This window comes from Brevundimonas sp. UBA7507 (assembly GCF_002478355.1).
Taxonomy (GTDB): domain Bacteria; phylum Pseudomonadota; class Alphaproteobacteria; order Caulobacterales; family Caulobacteraceae; genus Brevundimonas; species Brevundimonas diminuta_D.
Map to the genome: position 1 here is coordinate 107,920 of NZ_DLNP01000014.1, position 15,871 is coordinate 123,790.

The 15,871-nt window shown below is 65.0% G+C and carries 16 protein-coding genes, 1 tRNA gene and 1 pseudogene; 7 read left to right on the forward strand and 11 right to left on the reverse strand.

The annotated features are described in order from the left end of the window. Position 1: 1 nt before the first annotated feature. Positions 2 to 1,696: a M1 family metallopeptidase gene (locus tag B3D50_RS11180; protein ID WP_286951252.1), complete on the reverse strand. Its 1,695-nt coding sequence runs from the start codon at positions 1,694 to 1,696 to the stop codon at positions 2 to 4. Positions 1,697 to 1,801: 105 nt separating this feature from the next. Next, entirely contained in the window at positions 1,802 to 2,098 is a 297-nt protein-coding gene (gene rpmB, locus B3D50_RS11185) for a 50S ribosomal protein L28 (protein WP_040346215.1), read from the reverse strand. Between the two features lie 247 nt (positions 2,099 to 2,345). On the opposite strand from rpmB, the gene B3D50_RS11190 reads away from it, so the two are divergent. After that, positions 2,346 to 2,831 carry a DUF3617 domain-containing protein gene (locus B3D50_RS11190; RefSeq protein ID WP_223850613.1) on the forward strand — a complete coding sequence of 162 codons (486 nt, stop codon included), beginning with the start codon at positions 2,346 to 2,348 and terminating at the stop codon, positions 2,829 to 2,831. Positions 2,832 to 2,884: 53 nt separating this feature from the next. Here the strand turns inward: B3D50_RS11190 and B3D50_RS11195 are convergent, their stop codons facing one another. The 3 genes from B3D50_RS11195 to fdxA all read right to left on the reverse strand — a co-directional run bounded on the left by B3D50_RS11195 (position 2,885) and on the right by fdxA (position 5,509). Next, positions 2,885 to 4,126 (reverse strand): benzoate/H(+) symporter BenE family transporter, encoded by a 1,242-nt coding sequence (locus B3D50_RS11195; protein WP_286951253.1) that lies wholly within the window; start codon positions 4,124 to 4,126, stop codon positions 2,885 to 2,887. Between the two features lie 185 nt (positions 4,127 to 4,311). After that, the gene (locus B3D50_RS11200) at positions 4,312 to 4,857 is read right to left on the reverse strand and encodes a CarD family transcriptional regulator (protein WP_046652322.1); all 546 of its coding nucleotides are present in this window, start codon (positions 4,855 to 4,857) and stop codon (positions 4,312 to 4,314) included. A gap of 310 nt (positions 4,858 to 5,167) precedes the next feature. Further along, positions 5,168 to 5,509: a ferredoxin FdxA gene (gene fdxA / locus B3D50_RS11205; protein ID WP_003166185.1), complete on the reverse strand. Its 342-nt coding sequence runs from the start codon at positions 5,507 to 5,509 to the stop codon at positions 5,168 to 5,170. Positions 5,510 to 5,677: 168 nt separating this feature from the next. Here fdxA and B3D50_RS11210 point away from each other — a divergent pair, with 168 nt between their 5' ends. Then, on the forward strand, positions 5,678 to 6,316 hold the full coding sequence (locus tag B3D50_RS11210) for a YceI family protein (protein WP_286951254.1): 639 nt from the start codon (positions 5,678 to 5,680) through the stop codon (positions 6,314 to 6,316). Here B3D50_RS11210 and B3D50_RS11215 read toward each other — a convergent pair. Both B3D50_RS11215 and B3D50_RS11220 read right to left on the reverse strand, forming a co-directional pair. Continuing rightward, the gene (locus B3D50_RS11215) at positions 6,313 to 6,597 is read right to left on the reverse strand and encodes an RNA-binding S4 domain-containing protein (RefSeq protein ID WP_286951255.1); all 285 of its coding nucleotides are present in this window, start codon (positions 6,595 to 6,597) and stop codon (positions 6,313 to 6,315) included. The genes B3D50_RS11210 and B3D50_RS11215 overlap by 4 nt on opposite strands. After that, positions 6,594 to 9,113 (reverse strand): helicase-related protein, encoded by a 2,520-nt coding sequence (locus tag B3D50_RS11220; RefSeq protein ID WP_286951256.1) that lies wholly within the window; start codon positions 9,111 to 9,113, stop codon positions 6,594 to 6,596. The genes B3D50_RS11215 and B3D50_RS11220 overlap by 4 nt, the downstream gene beginning before the upstream one ends. Before the next feature lie 298 nt (positions 9,114 to 9,411). On the opposite strand from B3D50_RS11220, the gene B3D50_RS11225 reads away from it, so the two are divergent. Then, positions 9,412 to 9,488 (forward strand) — tRNA-Arg (locus B3D50_RS11225). Positions 9,489 to 9,633: 145 nt separating this feature from the next. On the opposite strand, the gene B3D50_RS11230 is transcribed toward B3D50_RS11225, so the two are convergent. Then, entirely contained in the window at positions 9,634 to 11,229 is a 1,596-nt protein-coding gene (locus tag B3D50_RS11230; RefSeq protein ID WP_286951257.1) for a hypothetical protein, read from the reverse strand. Here B3D50_RS11230 and B3D50_RS11235 point away from each other — a divergent pair. Both B3D50_RS11235 and B3D50_RS11240 read left to right on the forward strand, forming a co-directional pair. After that, positions 11,179 to 11,958, forward strand: a complete 780-nt coding sequence (locus B3D50_RS11235; RefSeq protein ID WP_286951258.1) for a hypothetical protein — start codon at positions 11,179 to 11,181, stop codon at positions 11,956 to 11,958. The genes B3D50_RS11230 and B3D50_RS11235 overlap by 51 nt on opposite strands. Positions 11,959 to 11,971: 13 nt before the next feature. After that, positions 11,972 to 12,166, forward strand: a complete 195-nt coding sequence (locus tag B3D50_RS11240) for a hypothetical protein (protein WP_286951259.1) — start codon at positions 11,972 to 11,974, stop codon at positions 12,164 to 12,166. A gap of 477 nt (positions 12,167 to 12,643) precedes the next feature. Here the strand turns inward: B3D50_RS11240 and B3D50_RS11245 are convergent, their stop codons facing one another. After that, positions 12,644 to 12,856, reverse strand: a complete 213-nt coding sequence (locus B3D50_RS11245) for a cold-shock protein (RefSeq protein WP_112999684.1) — start codon at positions 12,854 to 12,856, stop codon at positions 12,644 to 12,646. A gap of 556 nt (positions 12,857 to 13,412) precedes the next feature. Between B3D50_RS11245 and B3D50_RS11250 the strand changes: the two genes are divergently transcribed. After that, complete coding sequence (locus B3D50_RS11250; protein ID WP_286951260.1) at positions 13,413 to 13,946, forward strand: hypothetical protein; 534 nt, start codon at positions 13,413 to 13,415, stop codon at positions 13,944 to 13,946. Between the two features lie 594 nt (positions 13,947 to 14,540). Here the strand turns inward: B3D50_RS11250 and B3D50_RS11255 are convergent. Both B3D50_RS11255 and B3D50_RS11260 read right to left on the reverse strand, forming a co-directional pair. Then, positions 14,541 to 14,768: pseudogene (locus B3D50_RS11255) on the reverse strand (integrase); the annotation flags it as partial. Positions 14,769 to 15,246: 478 nt separating this feature from the next. Then, positions 15,247 to 15,369, reverse strand: coding sequence for a hypothetical protein (locus B3D50_RS11260; protein WP_286951261.1), 123 nt, complete (start codon positions 15,367 to 15,369; stop codon positions 15,247 to 15,249). A 195-nt stretch (positions 15,370 to 15,564) separates the two neighbouring features. Between B3D50_RS11260 and B3D50_RS11265 the strand changes: the two genes are divergently transcribed. Beyond that, positions 15,565 to 15,864: a PadR family transcriptional regulator gene (locus B3D50_RS11265; RefSeq protein WP_286951338.1), complete on the forward strand. Its 300-nt coding sequence runs from the start codon at positions 15,565 to 15,567 to the stop codon at positions 15,862 to 15,864. The last annotated feature ends 7 nt before the right edge of the window (positions 15,865 to 15,871 follow it).

Genomic DNA, 15,871 nt, shown 5'->3' on the forward strand with positions numbered 1-15,871 from the left:
GTCAGTCGGCGGCCGCAGCCGCCTTCCACCGCTCCAGATACTCCAACCGCCTCAGCACCTTTGAGCCGGGGTCCAGCAGGATGTGCGCGCCCGGCGGCGCTTCGAACGTCGCGCGGCCGTCGGTCATGGGCAGAGAGCGTAAGGCGCCGTCCACCTCGACCTCGACCGGCAGGGGGAAGGGGCGGCCGTTTGCGGTCTTCCACTCCAGCGTCACCTGCTCGCCTTGCCGCGTCATGACCAGATCGGGCAGGGCCGCCTGATAGAGGTAGGCGTCGAAGAACCAGCCCATGTCGCGGCCCGTCACCTCATTGACGATGGCCACATAGTCCGGCGTCGTGGCGTAGCGCGGCCGGAAGTTCCCCGGCTGCGGATCGGCGCGGCCGTAGACCAGACGACGAAGGCTCTCATAGAAGGCGTCGTCGCCGATGTGCAGGCGCAGGGTGTGGGCGATCAGCGCCCCCTTGTAATAGAGATCCAGCGCCGGGCCGGTCTTGTCGTCATAGACGGTTCCGGCGTCCTGCGGCTTGCCGGACACGACCGGGAAGCGATTGGCCAGGGCCAGCCGCATGGTCTGAAGTTCGGCCTGCATGGCCCGCTCACCGTTCAACCACCGGGCGTAGAGCGGCTGCATATAGGTGCCGAAGCCCTCGTGCAGCCACATGTCGTCCCAGTCGGCGTTGGTCAGTTGATTGCCGAACCACTCGTGCGCCAGTTCGTGCTGCAGCAGCCAGTCGTAGCCCTTGCCGTCCAGCTTGTAGCCGTTGCCGTAGGCGTTGATGGTCTGGTGCTCCATGCCCAGGTGCGGGGTTTCGACCACGCCCATCTTCTCGTCGCCGAAGGGGAAGGGGCCGATGCTTGCCTCATAGAAGTCGAGCATCTGCGGGAACTCGTCGAACAGCGCCAGCGCCTTGGCCGGATCGGCCGAGGCCAGCCGCCAGAAGCGCAAGGGAATCACATTGCCGAACCGGCTGCGATAGTCGGCGGCCATCTCCACATAGGGGCCGACGTTCAGGCTGATGGCGTAGGTGTCGGGCTGGCGCGCGGTCCAGTTCCAGGTCGTCGTGCCGTCGCCGTTGTCGGACTTGCCCAGAAAGCGGCCGTTGGCGGGGGCGCTGAGGCCTGAGGGGACGGTGATGTGCAGATCCACCCGCTCCGGCTCGCCCTGCGGGTGGTCGATGCAGGGCCAGAAAAGGTCGCAGCCCTCGCCCTGCACCGCGCTGGCGATCCACGGCTGGCCGTCGGGCGTCGTGGTCCAGACGAAGCCGCCGTCCCAGGGCGCGCGTTGGGCCTGATGCGGGCGGCCCGAATAGGCGATGCGAACGGAAACGCTGTCGCCCGCCGTCAGGGGGCGGGGCAGGGGAATGGTCAGCCGCCCCTCGGGGTTGGACCAGTCGGCGACCGCCTGCCCGTCCACGGTGATGGCGGCGATGGCGAAGACCGCGTCCAGCTCGACCACGACCGCCGAAGTCGGCGCCGTGGCGGTGAAGTCGAGGACGGCGACGCCTTCGAGGGATTGAGTCTCCGGCAGTAGTCTGAAGGACAGGTCGGCCTTGTCGAAGCGCAGGGCCAACTGCTCCGCCGTGCGCGGCGCGCCGCTGGATAGGGTGAAGGCGGTGGTTTCGCGTGGCGTCTCCTGCGCCAGAACGGGCGACGACAGCAGGGCCGTGGTCAGGCAGAGGGCGACGAGAGGACGCAAGGCTGAAGCTCCGGCAGGACGAACCCTGAGGTTAGCCGCGCGGCGCGCAAAAGAAAAAGGCCGGCGTCTCCACCGGCCTTTTCAAAATCCGTCAGTCGACGCCGATCAGGCGGCGGCTTGCTCGGCCAGCTTGGCGCGGACCTGGCGCTTGATGCGCAGGGCGGCGATCGACAGCTGCTCGTCGCGAGCCTTGACGATGAAGGCGTCCAGGCCGCCCTTGAAGTCCAGGGTGCGCAGGGCGGCGTTCGAGATACGCAGCGAGAAGGTCTGGCCCAGAGCTTCCGACTGAACCTTGACCGTCTTCAGCGCAGGCAGGAAGCGGCGCTTGGTCTTGATGTTGGAGTGGCTCACGTGATGGCCGACCATGGGGCCGATACCGGTGAGTTCGCAGCGACGCGACATCTGAAGATCCTCAAGGTCACATCCGCGATACCGGTGCGGACGCATGAAACAGGGACGCAGCGAGCAAGGAGGCCCGCGCGAGAGGGGGCCGTATAGAGGAAGGACTCGCCGGGCGTCAAGGCTGGAGTCGTCGTCCGGCGCGACAGAGTCATTCTGAAGGCCAAGAGTCATTGTGAAGGCAAGGGATCGCCTTCGTTCAGCAGTCGTTCAAGGCGTGACTATATAGAGCAGACCCATGATGAGTCCCATGAACGGCAAATCCATGAAGACCTTGATCCCCTTCGCGCGGCTGATGGCTGTTGTCGCCCCTGTGGCCGCCGGCGCCGTGATGCTGGCCGCGCCTGCGTCCGCGCCTCAGGCCCAGTCGGCCGCCCAATCCGAGGTTCTGCCCGGCTACTGGGAGTACACCACCAGCGTCATGGGCGCCCGCGACACCGAGCAGAAGTGCGTGCGGCCCAGCGAGATCAATCGATTCTTCGGCGGTCTGTCGACGCGCAAGTGGCGGTGCACCTATCCGACCCGCCAGGTCGGCGACGGCCGCGCGCGCTTTGAAGGCAGCTGTCAGGACCGCAAGGGCCGCCGCATCAATGTGCGGCTGAACGGCACCTATGAAGAGCAGGCCTTTCGCTTCAACGGCGGCGCCCAGCTGGCGCGCGGCACGCCCTATATTCCGGCCAGTATCACTGCCCGTCGCCTGGCCGCCCAGTGCCCGGCCGGGGCGGAGTATTTCTGATCTGATTTTGGAAGAGGCCGGGACGCGCGTCCCGGCCTCTGTTCCTTTGCGCCCTATTCCGCCGGACGCTCGGGCGCGGGCCTGGCCGGCAGCAGGATCTTGGCGAAGGCCGCCAGGCCGCCGTTCAGGGCCGCATAGGCGATCAGCCCTATCACCAGGCCCCAGAAGGCCCCGCCGATCCCGATCAGCTGGATGTTGGCCGCCGCCGCCAGGAAGGTGATCAGGGCCGCCTCGCGGGACTTCGGCTCGACCAGGGCGCCCGCCAGGCTGCCGCCGATGGCGCCCAGCAAGGCCAGCCCCGCCAGGGTGGTGATGAAGACGGAGGGCAGGGCCATGAAGACCGCCGCCAGGGTCACGCCGAACACGCCGATCAGAATGTAGAACACCCCCGCCGCCACGCCCGCGATCCAGCGCTTGGACGGGTCTTCATGCGCCTCCTTGCCGGTGCAGATGGCGGCGGTGATGGCGGCCACATTGAAGGCGTGCGAGCCGAACGGCGCCGCCAGCAGCGACCCGAGCCCCGTCACCGTGACCAGGGGATTGGCGTTGACCGCATAGCCGTCGTTCCGCAGCACCAGCATGCCCGGCATATACTGGCCCGTCAGGGTGATCAGGAACATGGGGATGGCCAGGCTGAGCAGGGCCTTGAACGAGAAGGCGGGCATGGTGAAGACCGGCGCCGCCAGCTTCAGCTCCAGCCCCGACAGGTCGACCCGCCCTTGCATCAGCAAGAAACCCAGCCCCAGCACGAGGATGCCCACGACCGCATAGCGCGCCGTGAACCGCTTGAGCACGACGTAGGTCAGGATCAGCAGGCCCGCCAGAACGGGGTCGACGCCGACGCCGCCGAACGCCTGCACCCCGAAGGGCAGCAGTATGCCCGCCAGCAGGGCGGCGGCGATGGGGGGCGGGATCAGGCGGATCACCTTGTCGAACCCGCCGGACAGCCCTAGGACGACGAAGGCCGCCGCCGAGATCAGATAGGCGCCGATCGCCTCGGCGTAGGAGGTCGCCGCCAGGGCCGTGACCAAGAAGGCCGCCGCGGGCGTCGACCAGGCGGTGATGATCGGCGCCTTGTAGCGCCAGCTCAGCCATAGGCCCGTCGTCCCCACGCCGATCGAGATCGACCAGACCCAGGAGGCGGTCAACTCAGGACTGAGGCCCGCGACCTTGGCCGCCTGGAACACCAGGATGAAGGTGCCGCCATAGTTGACGATGACCGAGATCAGTCCGGCGACGACGGGGTGCAGTAGGTCGCTCCACCGCAAGGGTGGAGACGGGGCGGGCATGGACATCGGGAGGGCCTCTGCGAACGACGACGATGCGCGCGCTCCTAGAGGATCAATGGCCGGTCATACCTGTCCATTCATGGCCATTTCGCCAGACCATTCGGTTTCACCGAGCGCTTGTCGAAGGCGCTCATGAAAAAAGGCCCGGCGTCGCCGCCGGGCCTTTCGCGTCGTTTGCGGATCGCCTGAGGTCAGGCGGCCTCGGCTTCAGCCTCGGCGGCCGGGGCGACCGGCTTCTTGGCGCTGAGCGACTTGCCCAGCAGGGCCATGGCGGCGTCCTTGTCGATCTTGTTGGCGGCGGCGACTTCGCGAGCCATGCGGTCCAGGGCCGATTCATAGAGCTGGCGCTCGGAATAGGACTGTTCCGGCTGGGTCTCGGCGCGGTGCAGGTCACGGACCACTTCGGCGATCGAGATCAGGTCGCCCGAGTTGATCTTGGCTTCATACTCCTGGGCGCGGCGCGACCACATGGTGCGCTTGACGCGGGCGCGGCCCTTCAGGGTCGTCAGGGCCTTGGAGACGGTGTCGTCGGCGGCCAGGGTGCGCAGACCGGCGGTCTTGGCTTTCTTGGTCGGGACGCGCAGGGTCATCTTCTCGTGTTCGAAGGTCACAACATAGACTTCCAGCGCCATGCCGGCGACTTCCTGAGTCTCGATCGCGGCGACCTTGCCGACGCCGTGTGCGGGATAGACCACCGCATCACCAACCTTGAATTCCAGACCGGTCTTGCTCGTCATGTCATTCCTTTCCCGAACCGTAGGGATGAGAGCGTCGCCGCGCAGATAGTGAAAAACCGCCCCTCCGCCGAGCGCTGGGCCCGGCGGTTGAGGCGGAGGATCGCACTGTCAGACGCGAAAACGGATCACCAAACCCCTGGCCGACCTCGTCTCTAGCGGCGAGGTTCTGTCGTAAATGCGGGCGGCGCGCAGACTTGCGGAACCGCCCGTTTCGAATAGGGAGGAACCTATCATAAAATTAGGAAATCTCAAAACATCCACAGGGCGAGCGGCGAAGACCGGCGCATTGTGACCGTATTGTGGCGAATTCTTAGGAGCCCTTGCCCGGCTTGGGGCTGAAGTACTTCTCGAACTTGCCGGTTTCGCGCTCATACTGTTCGCGATCCGCCGGGGGCACGCCCTTGACCGTGATGTTGGGCCAGACCTTGGCGTATTCGGCGTTGACCTGCAGCCACTTGCCGTCGGGCTCGTCCTCGGTGTCGGGGACGATGGCGTCGACGGGGCATTCCGGCTCGCACACGCCGCAGTCGATGCACTCGTCCGGCGCGATGACCAGGAAGTTTTCGCCCTCATAGAAGCAGTCCACCGGACACACCTCGACGCAGTCCATGAACTTACATTTCACGCAGGCGTCGGTGACGATGTAGGTCATGGCGTTCGGGCGGGCCTGTGGCAGCGAGGGAGGTCGAGGGCGGGCACATGGCCCTGACGGAACCAACTGTCAACCGAAGGCGCTGTTGCAAAGCTGTTCAGGCCCGATGTCGCCAGGCCCCGCTCCACATTCGTGACGCCCGATCATCGTCCATCAGGAGGCTCCACCGTGCGTTTCATCACTCACTCAGCCATTGGCCGTCTCGGCGCCGCGAGCCTGGCGCTCAGTCTGCTGGCCGGCGGCGCGGTCGTCGCCCAATCCGCCCTGACCAAGGTTCCGTCCGAGGTCCAGTCCGGCGACTACAAACTGGACCCGGCGCACGGCAAGATCACCTGGTCGGTCGATCACCTGGGCTTCTCGACCTATGTCGGCCAGTTCGTGAACGTTCAGGCCGAGCTGAAGCTGGACCCGGCTGATCTGTCCGCAGGCACCCTGACTGCGACCATTCCCCTGACGGATGTGGCGTCGAACTCCGACGGGTTGAACCGCCATCTGCAGACGCCGGACTTCTTCGACACCGCCAACCATCCGGTCGCCACCTTTCGCTCAACCCGGATCACGGTCGATGCCGATGATCGCGACGAGGCCACGGTCCATGGCGAACTGACCCTGCGCGGCGTCACCCGTCCGGTGGTCATGGAGGTCGAGTTCAATCAGGCCGGCCCGACGCGCGGCGGCTACAAGGCCGGCTTCGATGGAGAGGCGACCATCAAGCGGTCCGACTTCGGCATCAATTTCGGCCTGCCCGCCCTGGGCGACGAGGTGAAGCTGCACATCGAAGGCGAGTTCGTTAAGGCGGCGGGCTAGGGCGGCGCGTCCAGCGGCTCATAAAGGGCGCGGGCTTCCTCGGGCGGGCCGCGCCTTTCGCCCATCCGCACCACGCGCACGGCGATGAGGCGACCGCCCTGAGCGAAGAGCACTTCGTCGCCGGGATGGACGCTGCGGCTGGGCTTGTCGAGCCGGGACTGGGCGCCGTTGTGCGTCAGGCGGATTGCGCCCTGCTCGACCATGGCCGCGGCCAGACTGCGCGTCTTGGCGAAGCGCGCGCGCCACAGCCAGACGTCGATGCGGCAGCTCTCCAGGCTCATTCAGCGGCCTTGCCGCCCGTCGCCCGCCGAGGACGCCGACGTGGCCTGCGCGCCGTCTTGGGCTTGGCGGCGGGGCGCGGGGGTTGCGTCAGTTGGGCCAGGGCGGCGAAGGGCGAATCCTTGGGCGGCGGCGCCGGCTTGCCGGGGCGCGGCGCCCGATCGGCGCGCGGGGTGCGCAGGGCGGCGTGGATCGCCCTGGCCTGATCCCCCGTCCAGCCGAGCGCGTTCAGCGCTTCATCCGACAGCGGCGCCTTGCCCGCCGCGCGTTGGGCCTCGGCCAACGCCTCCAACGCCTCGACCGGGGCGGTCCAACGGTCGACGGCGCGTCGTCCGAACGCCGACAGGGCGCGCGCTGACGGCGGCGGCTCCGGCAGATTTAGGAGGCCATCGCCCGCCAGCCCGTTCGTCGCCTCGCGCGGCAGGAAGGCCTGCGCCAACGCTGCGCCGCGCGGCTTCATCACGCCGGGCAGCCAGACCGAATGGGCGCCGACCCGGATGGCGAAGGTCTTCAGCGTGCGCCGTTCATGCTGGCTCAAAGCCGCCAGATCGCGCTCGACCTCGCGCCGGGGGATCAGGCCGCCCGCCTCGATCAGTCGGAACGCCAGCCCGCGCGGCAGGCCGGTCAGGGCGCCGCTCTCGATCGCTTGGCGCAGCCGCTTCAGCGGCTTCAGCGCCCGCCCCGCCTCGGCCGCCAGCCAGGCCTCCATGCGCCGCTCGGCCCGCTCGCGCGCCGGGGCGGGGCCCAGTTCGCCCAGCAGCCGGACGCGCGGCGAGAAGGGGTCTTCATTGACGATGCGGCCGGTCAGGGCGCCGTTCCACAGCACCCCGCCGTCGGGCGTGACGGAAAAGGCCGCGTCCTCATCCGCCGCCAGTCGCCCCAGCCGCCGCGCCACCTCCGGCCCCACGGCCCGCGTCGCCGCCTGCCGCAGCGCCCGGTCGGCCAGCGCCGATCCGCCCGCATCGACGGTGAAGCAGACGCCGTCCAGATGGCCGACGACCTCGCCCTCGACCGTGACCTCGCCGTCCTCGGCCACGCCCGCCAGCACGTCGGAGCGCACGTTCAGCGCCCGCATCAACGCCGCCGTGCGCCGATCGACGAAACGAGCCGTCAGCCGCTCGTGCAGCACGTCGCTGAGCCGTTCCTCCAGCGCCTTGGTCCGGTCGCGCCACTCCTGCGCGCCCGCCATCCAGTCGGGCCGGTTGGCGATGTAGCTCAGCGTCCGCACCCCCGACAGCCGCGCCGATAGCTGGTCGATCTGGCCGTCGTCGCGATCCAGATCGTTGAAGCGCGGCGCCACCCAGTCCTCGGTCAACCGCCCGCGACGACTGGTCAGGGCGGTGAAGATCTCCTTCGACAGGCGGGCGTGTTCGTCCAGGGTCGTCTTCTGGAAGTCCGGTAGTTGGCAGGCCTCCCACAGACGCATCAGGGCGCCGCGCGAACGGGCGATCTTCTTGACGTCTTCATCGGCCGCAAAGCGCCGCAGCAGGGTCTCGTCCAGCGCCTGTGCGGTCAGCCGCAGCCCCTGCCGGTCCGGCGTCACGGTCAGCGACCGCAACAGATCGGGCAGCGCATCGAAGTCCAGCCGCCCGCTGCGCCACTCGGCCGCCTCGACCGGGTCGAAGCGGTGCTCGACCACCTGTTCGACCAGATCCTCGTCCAGCTCTTCCGCTTCGCCGGTGACGCCGAAGGTGCCGTCGCGCAGGTGTCGCCCCGCGCGCCCGGCGATCTGGCCGATCTCGGCGGCGTGCAGCCAGCGCGTGCGCCGCCCGTCGAACTTCCTCAAACCGGCGAACGCCACATGGTCCACGTCCATGTTCAGCCCCATGCCGATGGCGTCGGTGGCGACCAGAAAATCGACCTCGCCCGACTGGAACAGCTCGACCTGGGCGTTGCGGGTGCGCGGACTGAGCGAGCCCATGACCACGGCCGCCCCGCCCCTCTGACGGCGCAGCAGTTCGGCGATGGCGTAGACCTGCTCTGTCGAGAAGGCGACGACGGCGCTGCGGCGCGGCAGGCGGGTCAGCTTCTTCGATCCGGCGTAGCTCAGCGTCGACAGCCGGTCGCGGGTGACGATCTCCGCGTCCGGAACCAGCGCCCGCATCAACGGCGCCATCGTCCCGGCGCCCAGGAACATGGTCTCGAATCGGCCGCGCGCGTGAAGCAGCCTCTGAGTGAAGACGTGGCCGCGCTCGGGATCGGCGACCAGCTGGATCTCGTCCACCGCCAGAAAATCGACCGACCGCTCCAGCGGCATGGCCTCGACCGTGCAGACGAAATAGGCGGGGCGCGGCGGGACGATCTTCTCCTCGCCGGTGATCAGGGCGACCGAGGCCACCCCGCGCCGCTTGACGATCCGCTCATAGATCTCGCGCGCCAGCAGCCGCAGCGGCAGGCCGATCATGCCCGAGGCGTGACCCAGCATCCGTTCGACCGCCAGATGGGTCTTGCCGGTGTTGGTGGGGCCCAGGATCGCCGTGACGCGCGAAGGGGCCATGCCTGCGGAACGGTCGCTCATGACCGGCCCAAGGTGGCGAACCCTGCAGGCCTTCACAAGCGGCGCGGAGGGAGGGACGATCGTGAATGTCTAGGGCAGGGGCGAATCGTAAGCGGAACCTTACCGCCTGCTGGAACACGGGCGAAACGAATCATGACCGAATCGGCGACGTCCGCCGATTCAGGCTTTGTTCCATACTAGGGATTGTAGCTTAACGGCCCTTAACCACAAGGCGGAGCCGCCGCACGAGGCCGGTGAAGCGAAGGGAAGCCGCAGGGGCTTCCCTGACGCCGCAACCTCCTTTAGGCAGTGACGCCGTGGCCCCGTAGCTCAGCTGCATAGAGCAAGGCTTTCCTAAAGCCGAGGTCGGAGGTTGGAGTCCTCCCGGGGTCGCCATTCTTTTTTGTCGGGACAACTTAAGACTGTCCTGTTTCCAAGCTAAGACTGCCCTAGACCAGCTAAGACTGTCCTAGCGTTTTGGAAAATATCTTTAAAAACAACGGAATAAATCCGCACCTGGGGCTCGCGGGACGCGACAGTCTTAACTTGGCGAGTTGCAACGCATTTGGCTGGAATGCGCCAAGAGCGGCCGCCGGGTTGCCTCCAGCAACGCTACATTCGGGCCCCGATCGCAAAGGCAGCTCAAAACCAGAGTCGGGCGGGCGGTTGGTCCTGAGGCTGCCGGAAATATCAAGGTGGGTCGCCCTAGTCTGACCCGGCAAGCGCGACTTGAAGGCTGATTGCAATCGACGCTGGTAGTCACGAGCCAAGCCTTGAGACTATTCTGGGTGGGGACAACGGGGGGAGCAGGATGGTTGAAGCTCGGCTTTGCACCGGTCAGTCCGCGCGTGACCGAGTCACCCGAACCCCAATCCAACGCGACGCTCGCTCCATCCAGGAGATCGCCGGCCCGCGCTAGGAAGGAGGCGCTGGGCCGTTCGGCGTCGGAGGGGATGGGCAGGGCGTCGGCGCCGGCGGCGATCAGGTCGGCCAGAGCGGTCTTGCCCGAACCCCGCGCTCCGATGATCGCCACCAAGCCCCGGTTCAGCGGGATCACGGGTGTCTTGGCCCACGGTGCATCCTGGATGCGAACTTCCCGGATCACTTGGGACGGCGACGCGCCGCTCGGCGGCACCGCGCCTACATAGGCGCGGCTGGCCGGATCAATGCCGGCTTGGCGCAGCGCGTCGAACACCGGCGCGCCCTTCACCCACGAAAAGCGATCGCCCTCGGGCTTTCCCACCTTGTCGTTGTCATGGGCGTCACAACCATGAAGGCAGGGCTTCAATGAGCCGTAACGCTCCCGGATCTCCTCGGGCTTGTCCGCCCGCCGGCCCAACCAGAACTCTCGTTGCGCCACGCTGCTGGCGAAAATGATGTGGGCGAAGCGCTCGATCGATTGGCGTAGCGTCGTATCTCCAGCCTCGCGCACGCCCGAAGTTCCGTCGGTTTTCGAACCCGCCACGGCGATCAGGATGTTGGTCTTGTGCCAACCATCGGCCCGGAACTCGTCGCGAAGCTGCGCCAAATTCACCTTGAACTGCGAAGCTCCATAACGAAGCGCGGCCTTGGCATCGCTGATCTTGGGGTCGAGCTTGAACCCCAAGAGGGTGAGGTCGTCTGGCGTGCAGGCATATTTCCCGACCGGGCTTTCGAACGTCAGCCTGCTTAGGAAGCGCTCTGCCTCCTTGAGGTGGTCTGAATCTTCGGGACTGACCAGCAGGTGGATATTGGCCCAGTTGCCCGACACGGTGGCAATGTCGAGCCGCAGCTCGATGTTGGGAAACAGCAGGCCGACGTCGGGAAGTCGTCCGTTGCCCTTGTACTCGAGCAGCTTTCGATAGGTTTCGGTCCCGTAGTAGTCCGTGACCCCGATGGCCTCGATGCGCGGCTCGGACGTCTCAATACTGGCTAGATACTCCTCCCAGGGATCGTCGCCGGCGAACTGGTCGTTGAACAGCGTGCCAGGCGCATGGATATGCGGATCCCACCGACGCCACACCGAACCGCGCCCCGTAGCCTCGCCATCGAGCGTGTTCGCTATCTCTCCCAGCAATTCGTCGAAGAGCTGTGCTCGGCCGAAGGCATGACCGACGCTCTGATGGCCGAGGTCGAGCGCGTGATCTACGAAGCCCACGACCCTCTGAGCCGAGACGGCGCCGTCAATTTCCAGGAACTGCTGTCTCTGCGCGCGGATCGCTTCGTCCAAGCCCGTCAGCGGGAGCAGCAGAGCCTAGTCGTCCTTTCCGACCGAATCGGAACTGAGCTGGAGAAACACCGCCAGGTCTCGGGACTGGAGTCGTCGATCGGGCAGAAGACAAAGCTGATCGAAGGCTATGTCAACGACCGCGCCAAACTGGTGACGCCCGGCAGCGAACAACGGGTCGGGCGGCTCACGGAGCTTACAGCGGCGGCGGAAAAGGTGCGTGGTTACCTGCGTCATTTTGCTGGCCAGGAGCAGGCCCTTCTGGCCCTTCAGGACGAGGTGAAGGATCTGCGCCAGAACCAAGCGCCCGAGAGCCTTCGCGCTCGGCAGTCCCGGCATGCCGCCAGCCGCCTCAAGGACGACGACTGGAAAGACTTCTTGGTCGATTTCACCGGTGACGTGGACGCGCAGATCACTACGCACCTGTCCGAGTGCAAACGGCGCGCTTCGGACTGGCGCGGCGTCGCGCCCCAAGTCCTCAGCGACCCCAATGCAGCTTACATCGCCGACGGCGTCGACCTCGCGACCCTTGGGGCCGATGAGGCGGCCAGCATTCCACGGCCGCTTGGGTTGAATGAACAGGTCAGACTGGCGCATGGCCAACCTCCATTAAGGTCGCCTCCCTGTCGACACGGCTCGCCTCGTCTCGAACTCGGTTGATCAAGGCGGCGAGATGCCCCTTGCTTTTGTGATTATCCATAACGACGGCATGGGTTCGCGCTTCCGCCAGTCGTCGTTGCAATGCCGCATCGACATCCTGCCCCAGACCCGATCGCACAGCCATCTGGACAAAATCATAGGCGTACAGTCGCACGAAATTTTCTTCGATCATCGGGAGTCTTTCGAATGCGACGGCAAGGCCGTCTGATGCCCCGACGCAGGCGAGGTCGCCCTTTTCCGGGGCATGCGAGCCGCTTTCATCGCAGGCGCCTTGAGAAGAGCGGAGCGCCTGGCGGCCTCGGCGTCGATCAGCGGAAGAAGCTCAGCCGCCGCCGCGATCTGAGGCGGCAAACCATGCAGAACCAGCCGCTGCGCATTGACGCGCAGGGCCGACAAGTCCGTATCACTCATCAGGGGAAGTTTCTCAGCCAGAGGCGGCACAGGCGCGTCCTTCCGCCGGAGGGTCGGGGCGACGCGTCAAGCGCCACCCCTTCAACTGGTTGAAGCCGATCTCAACCCTGACCTCGTCCCCCAGAACGCTGGTCCTGAGCGGTCGATTAAGGCTGGGCAGGACCGTGATGACATGGCCGTTTTCCAACCTGACTCGGCGTGCTCCCAGAGGAAGCAGACCAGTCACCACGCCGTCGAACGAGATTCTGTCATCGCGAAAGGAGACGATGTCGCCCTAGGCCGCCACCGCAAGGCGGGCTGCGGATTCCTTACCGCTGCGAGCGTCCAGTTCGACCTCGAAGTCGAGCTTCTGCCCCTCATTAAGAGAGGAAAACTCGGAGGCTTCTATCGCGGAAGCGTGCACGAAGACGTCCTTGCCTCCGTCGTCGGGGGCGATAAAGCCGTAACCCTTGATTGAATTATACCACTTTACTGTGCCGGTAGCCATTTTCAGACCTCCATATAGCGTTGGCGGCAGAGAAAACCTCTGAAGCCTGTCGGGTCTGGATGGGATCGGCTTTTGAACCTCTGTGCGTCGTGCAGAAAAGGGCAGCAGCGTTACGCAAGAAGAGCGACAGATTGGATATGGGAGCGGACCATTGTCGACGCAAGGTCAGAAAAATAATAATCGCGCGTAAGTCTGATAATGAAGGCCTGCCGTTAACCAGCGGGCCTGAATTATTTCGACTGTTTCGACCCGGCGGAAGCCTTGTCGACCAAGTTCTTCACGCTCGGATTGGAAACATTGGTCTTAGGTTTGACCTTCTTTGGCTTTCCCTTGGATTCTTTCATCGCTCTTACCTCTCGTGTGCCTGGAAACCCTAACAGGGCAAGCCCCGGCAAATGAGGCCGCAACCCGCTATCTGCGAAATATGATTTGGCGGGCGCGGATAGCGCTTATTGAATCTCTGCTGTGACGCTGGTTCTGTGCGCGGCGTTCCTATTTGTCTTATGGCCGCCTGCACGCCTTTTCCAGACAGGCAGCTGAACCGCGAGCGGGAGACTTGACCTCTCCCCATTCCCCAATGCCACCTCAAGAAACCGATCTGGAGCGTCGCGTCCTCGCACACGAGCGCATCCTCCAATTTCTCCTGGCGGAGCTGGCGCAAGCCGACCCCTCGCTTGCAGACCGCCTCACCATGGCCTTCTGGCCCAAAGGTCGAAACTCCTACCAGCATGACCATACCGATACTGAGGATTACGCCGAAGCCTTTGTCCGGCAAGTTCTGAAGCTCAACGAACAGCGGAGCGACCTACCCTCGCGCCTTCCTTCGTTGGCAACGACGAACTCTCGGACAGAGCCGCCTATCGGCACGAATGAAATCCCGGTCGTCGTCAAACCCCGCAGCGGAGTATGGGAAGTCAGCCGCGCGCGACGGCATATCGGCGACTACATGGATCGTAGCGCCGCCTTCGAAACTGCGCTCGCCATCGCACTCGAAGACATTCAGGCCGGAGCGAAGGCGACGCTCGTCGTCGATGGAGTGGCAGTTCCTATCGGCGCTGCGGCCAAGCCCCAAAGACAAGCGAATGACTAATGTCGATATCACGGCGACGTGGCAAGCCCCTCGAGCTTACACTCCAATCGACATGGCGGCCCATGTCGTCGCACTCCTCTCCCGGGGCGGCCTCAGGGTGCGGCTCGCGAACAATCATGAGTTGGATGTGCCGGCCGCTAGCGGCAGGCAAAAAAACCTCAGCCGTCTCGGCGATGTCGTTTTCATTGAGTGGGCTGCGGGCCGGCGCCCCGGCTGGCGGCTGACGCCTGCGTCCACCCTTCCTGCCTGAGGATGCAATCGAGCCTGACGGGGGCCTGGACTATAGTGGTCTGGCAGCTGCGCCAGAACCTCGATTAGCAACCGCTCCGATATGACCGGCACCGGTCCTTCGCTAAAGCTCAGGAACATTCCCGCCCACAGGGGCTCCCCCCAGGCCTCCCTGCAGGAAAGCAGCGGCCCAGGACGTCACGACTCCCCTGTTGCGACGCCTTCGGTCGCTTATTGATAAATTATGATCCGCGTTACGATTTCTTTTTAGCAAGTCGATATAATGACTCATTGCGGTGGTTCGGAATGTCCGCTTGCCACCCATTGTGGACGAGTGCCGGGTCCGCAGAGCGAACCCGGCCGTTGTCAGAGATCGATCTGTTCGGAGAGCTCCAAGGCGTCATCAACTTCGATGCCGAGGTAGCGGACAGTGCTTTCGAGTTTGCGGTGACCAAGAAGTAGCTGGCAGGCGCGCAGGTTACCGGTCTTCTTGTAGACGAGTGAGACCTTCGTACGCCTGAGGCTGTGGGTGCCGTAAGCCGCAGGCTCCAGGTCGATTAAACGGATCCATTGATCGACCAGTCTCGCGTACTGAACCTCCATCCCATAGTGGACGTTCCGCGCGGCAAGATGGCGTTAGGCCAGCTTTTATCTGGTTCGAGCTCACTCAGGCGGTCGATGCATTCCCAAGCAAGTAGCGACCTGGGGGGGCAGCTATGCTTTGCGACCAACCTAACCGGTCGATAACGAGCCCGAGCCACAGCGCCTCTGGAACGAGTTGCCGGGTCCAAGAGTATTGGGCCAGCTTGCCTCCAAACGCACTTACGAATGGCGGAATGAGTCGGCGCTTCATCGGAACATGATCGCCGAGGACCGGCTTACGGGGTTCCTTGCCCATTCCATCTCCAGCGTCGCTGACTTCGAAGCCTGTCACGAAGAGAATGTGTTATCGAAGGTCAGGACACGCCATGCCTTGTTACCCGCAGACGCAGACACGACCTAGTCGACATCGGCCGCGGCTACCCAAGTAGGTATAACGAACGCGACATAGACGCCGGCCGCCACCCAACGACTAGGTCACGCCATAAGCCTCTTCGGCATATCGACGAACCGCGTCGGTGGCTTGTGCTGCGAGCTGATCAAGGTAGGCGATGAAGGCGTCACCGGTTCTCATTGAGAAGAACTGAGCCTTCATCGTCAGGTCTCTGGCGAGCGGCTGTCGACGCCTGCATAGACGCTGAATGGAACCACTTTGGGCGCTTCGGGGCGGCGCTTCAAGCTTTGGGATTCTCGTGCCGCTAGCGAAGGTTGTTGACAGTCTCATACTGTATGTCACACACTATGTGGCGACGAGTGAGGCGGCGACGTGGATCGGGAACTGTTCGAGACGATGCGGCTGGAGCTGCGGCGCGGGACGCTGGTCCTGGCGGTGCTCGCCTGCCTGCGGACCGAACGCTACGGCTACACCCTGCGGCAGGCGCTGGCGGCGGACGGGCTGGAGATGGAGGAATCCACCCTCTACCCCCTGCTGCGGCGGTTGGAGGGGCAGGGGCTGCTGACCAGCGAGTGGCGCGAGGAGGAGAAGCGAAAGAAGCGCTTCTACGTCCTGTCGCCGGGGGGCGAGGCCATGCTGACCGCCCTGACCGAGGAATGGCGCGGCATCAACGCCTCGCTGGAACGGATTCTCTAAAAGGGAT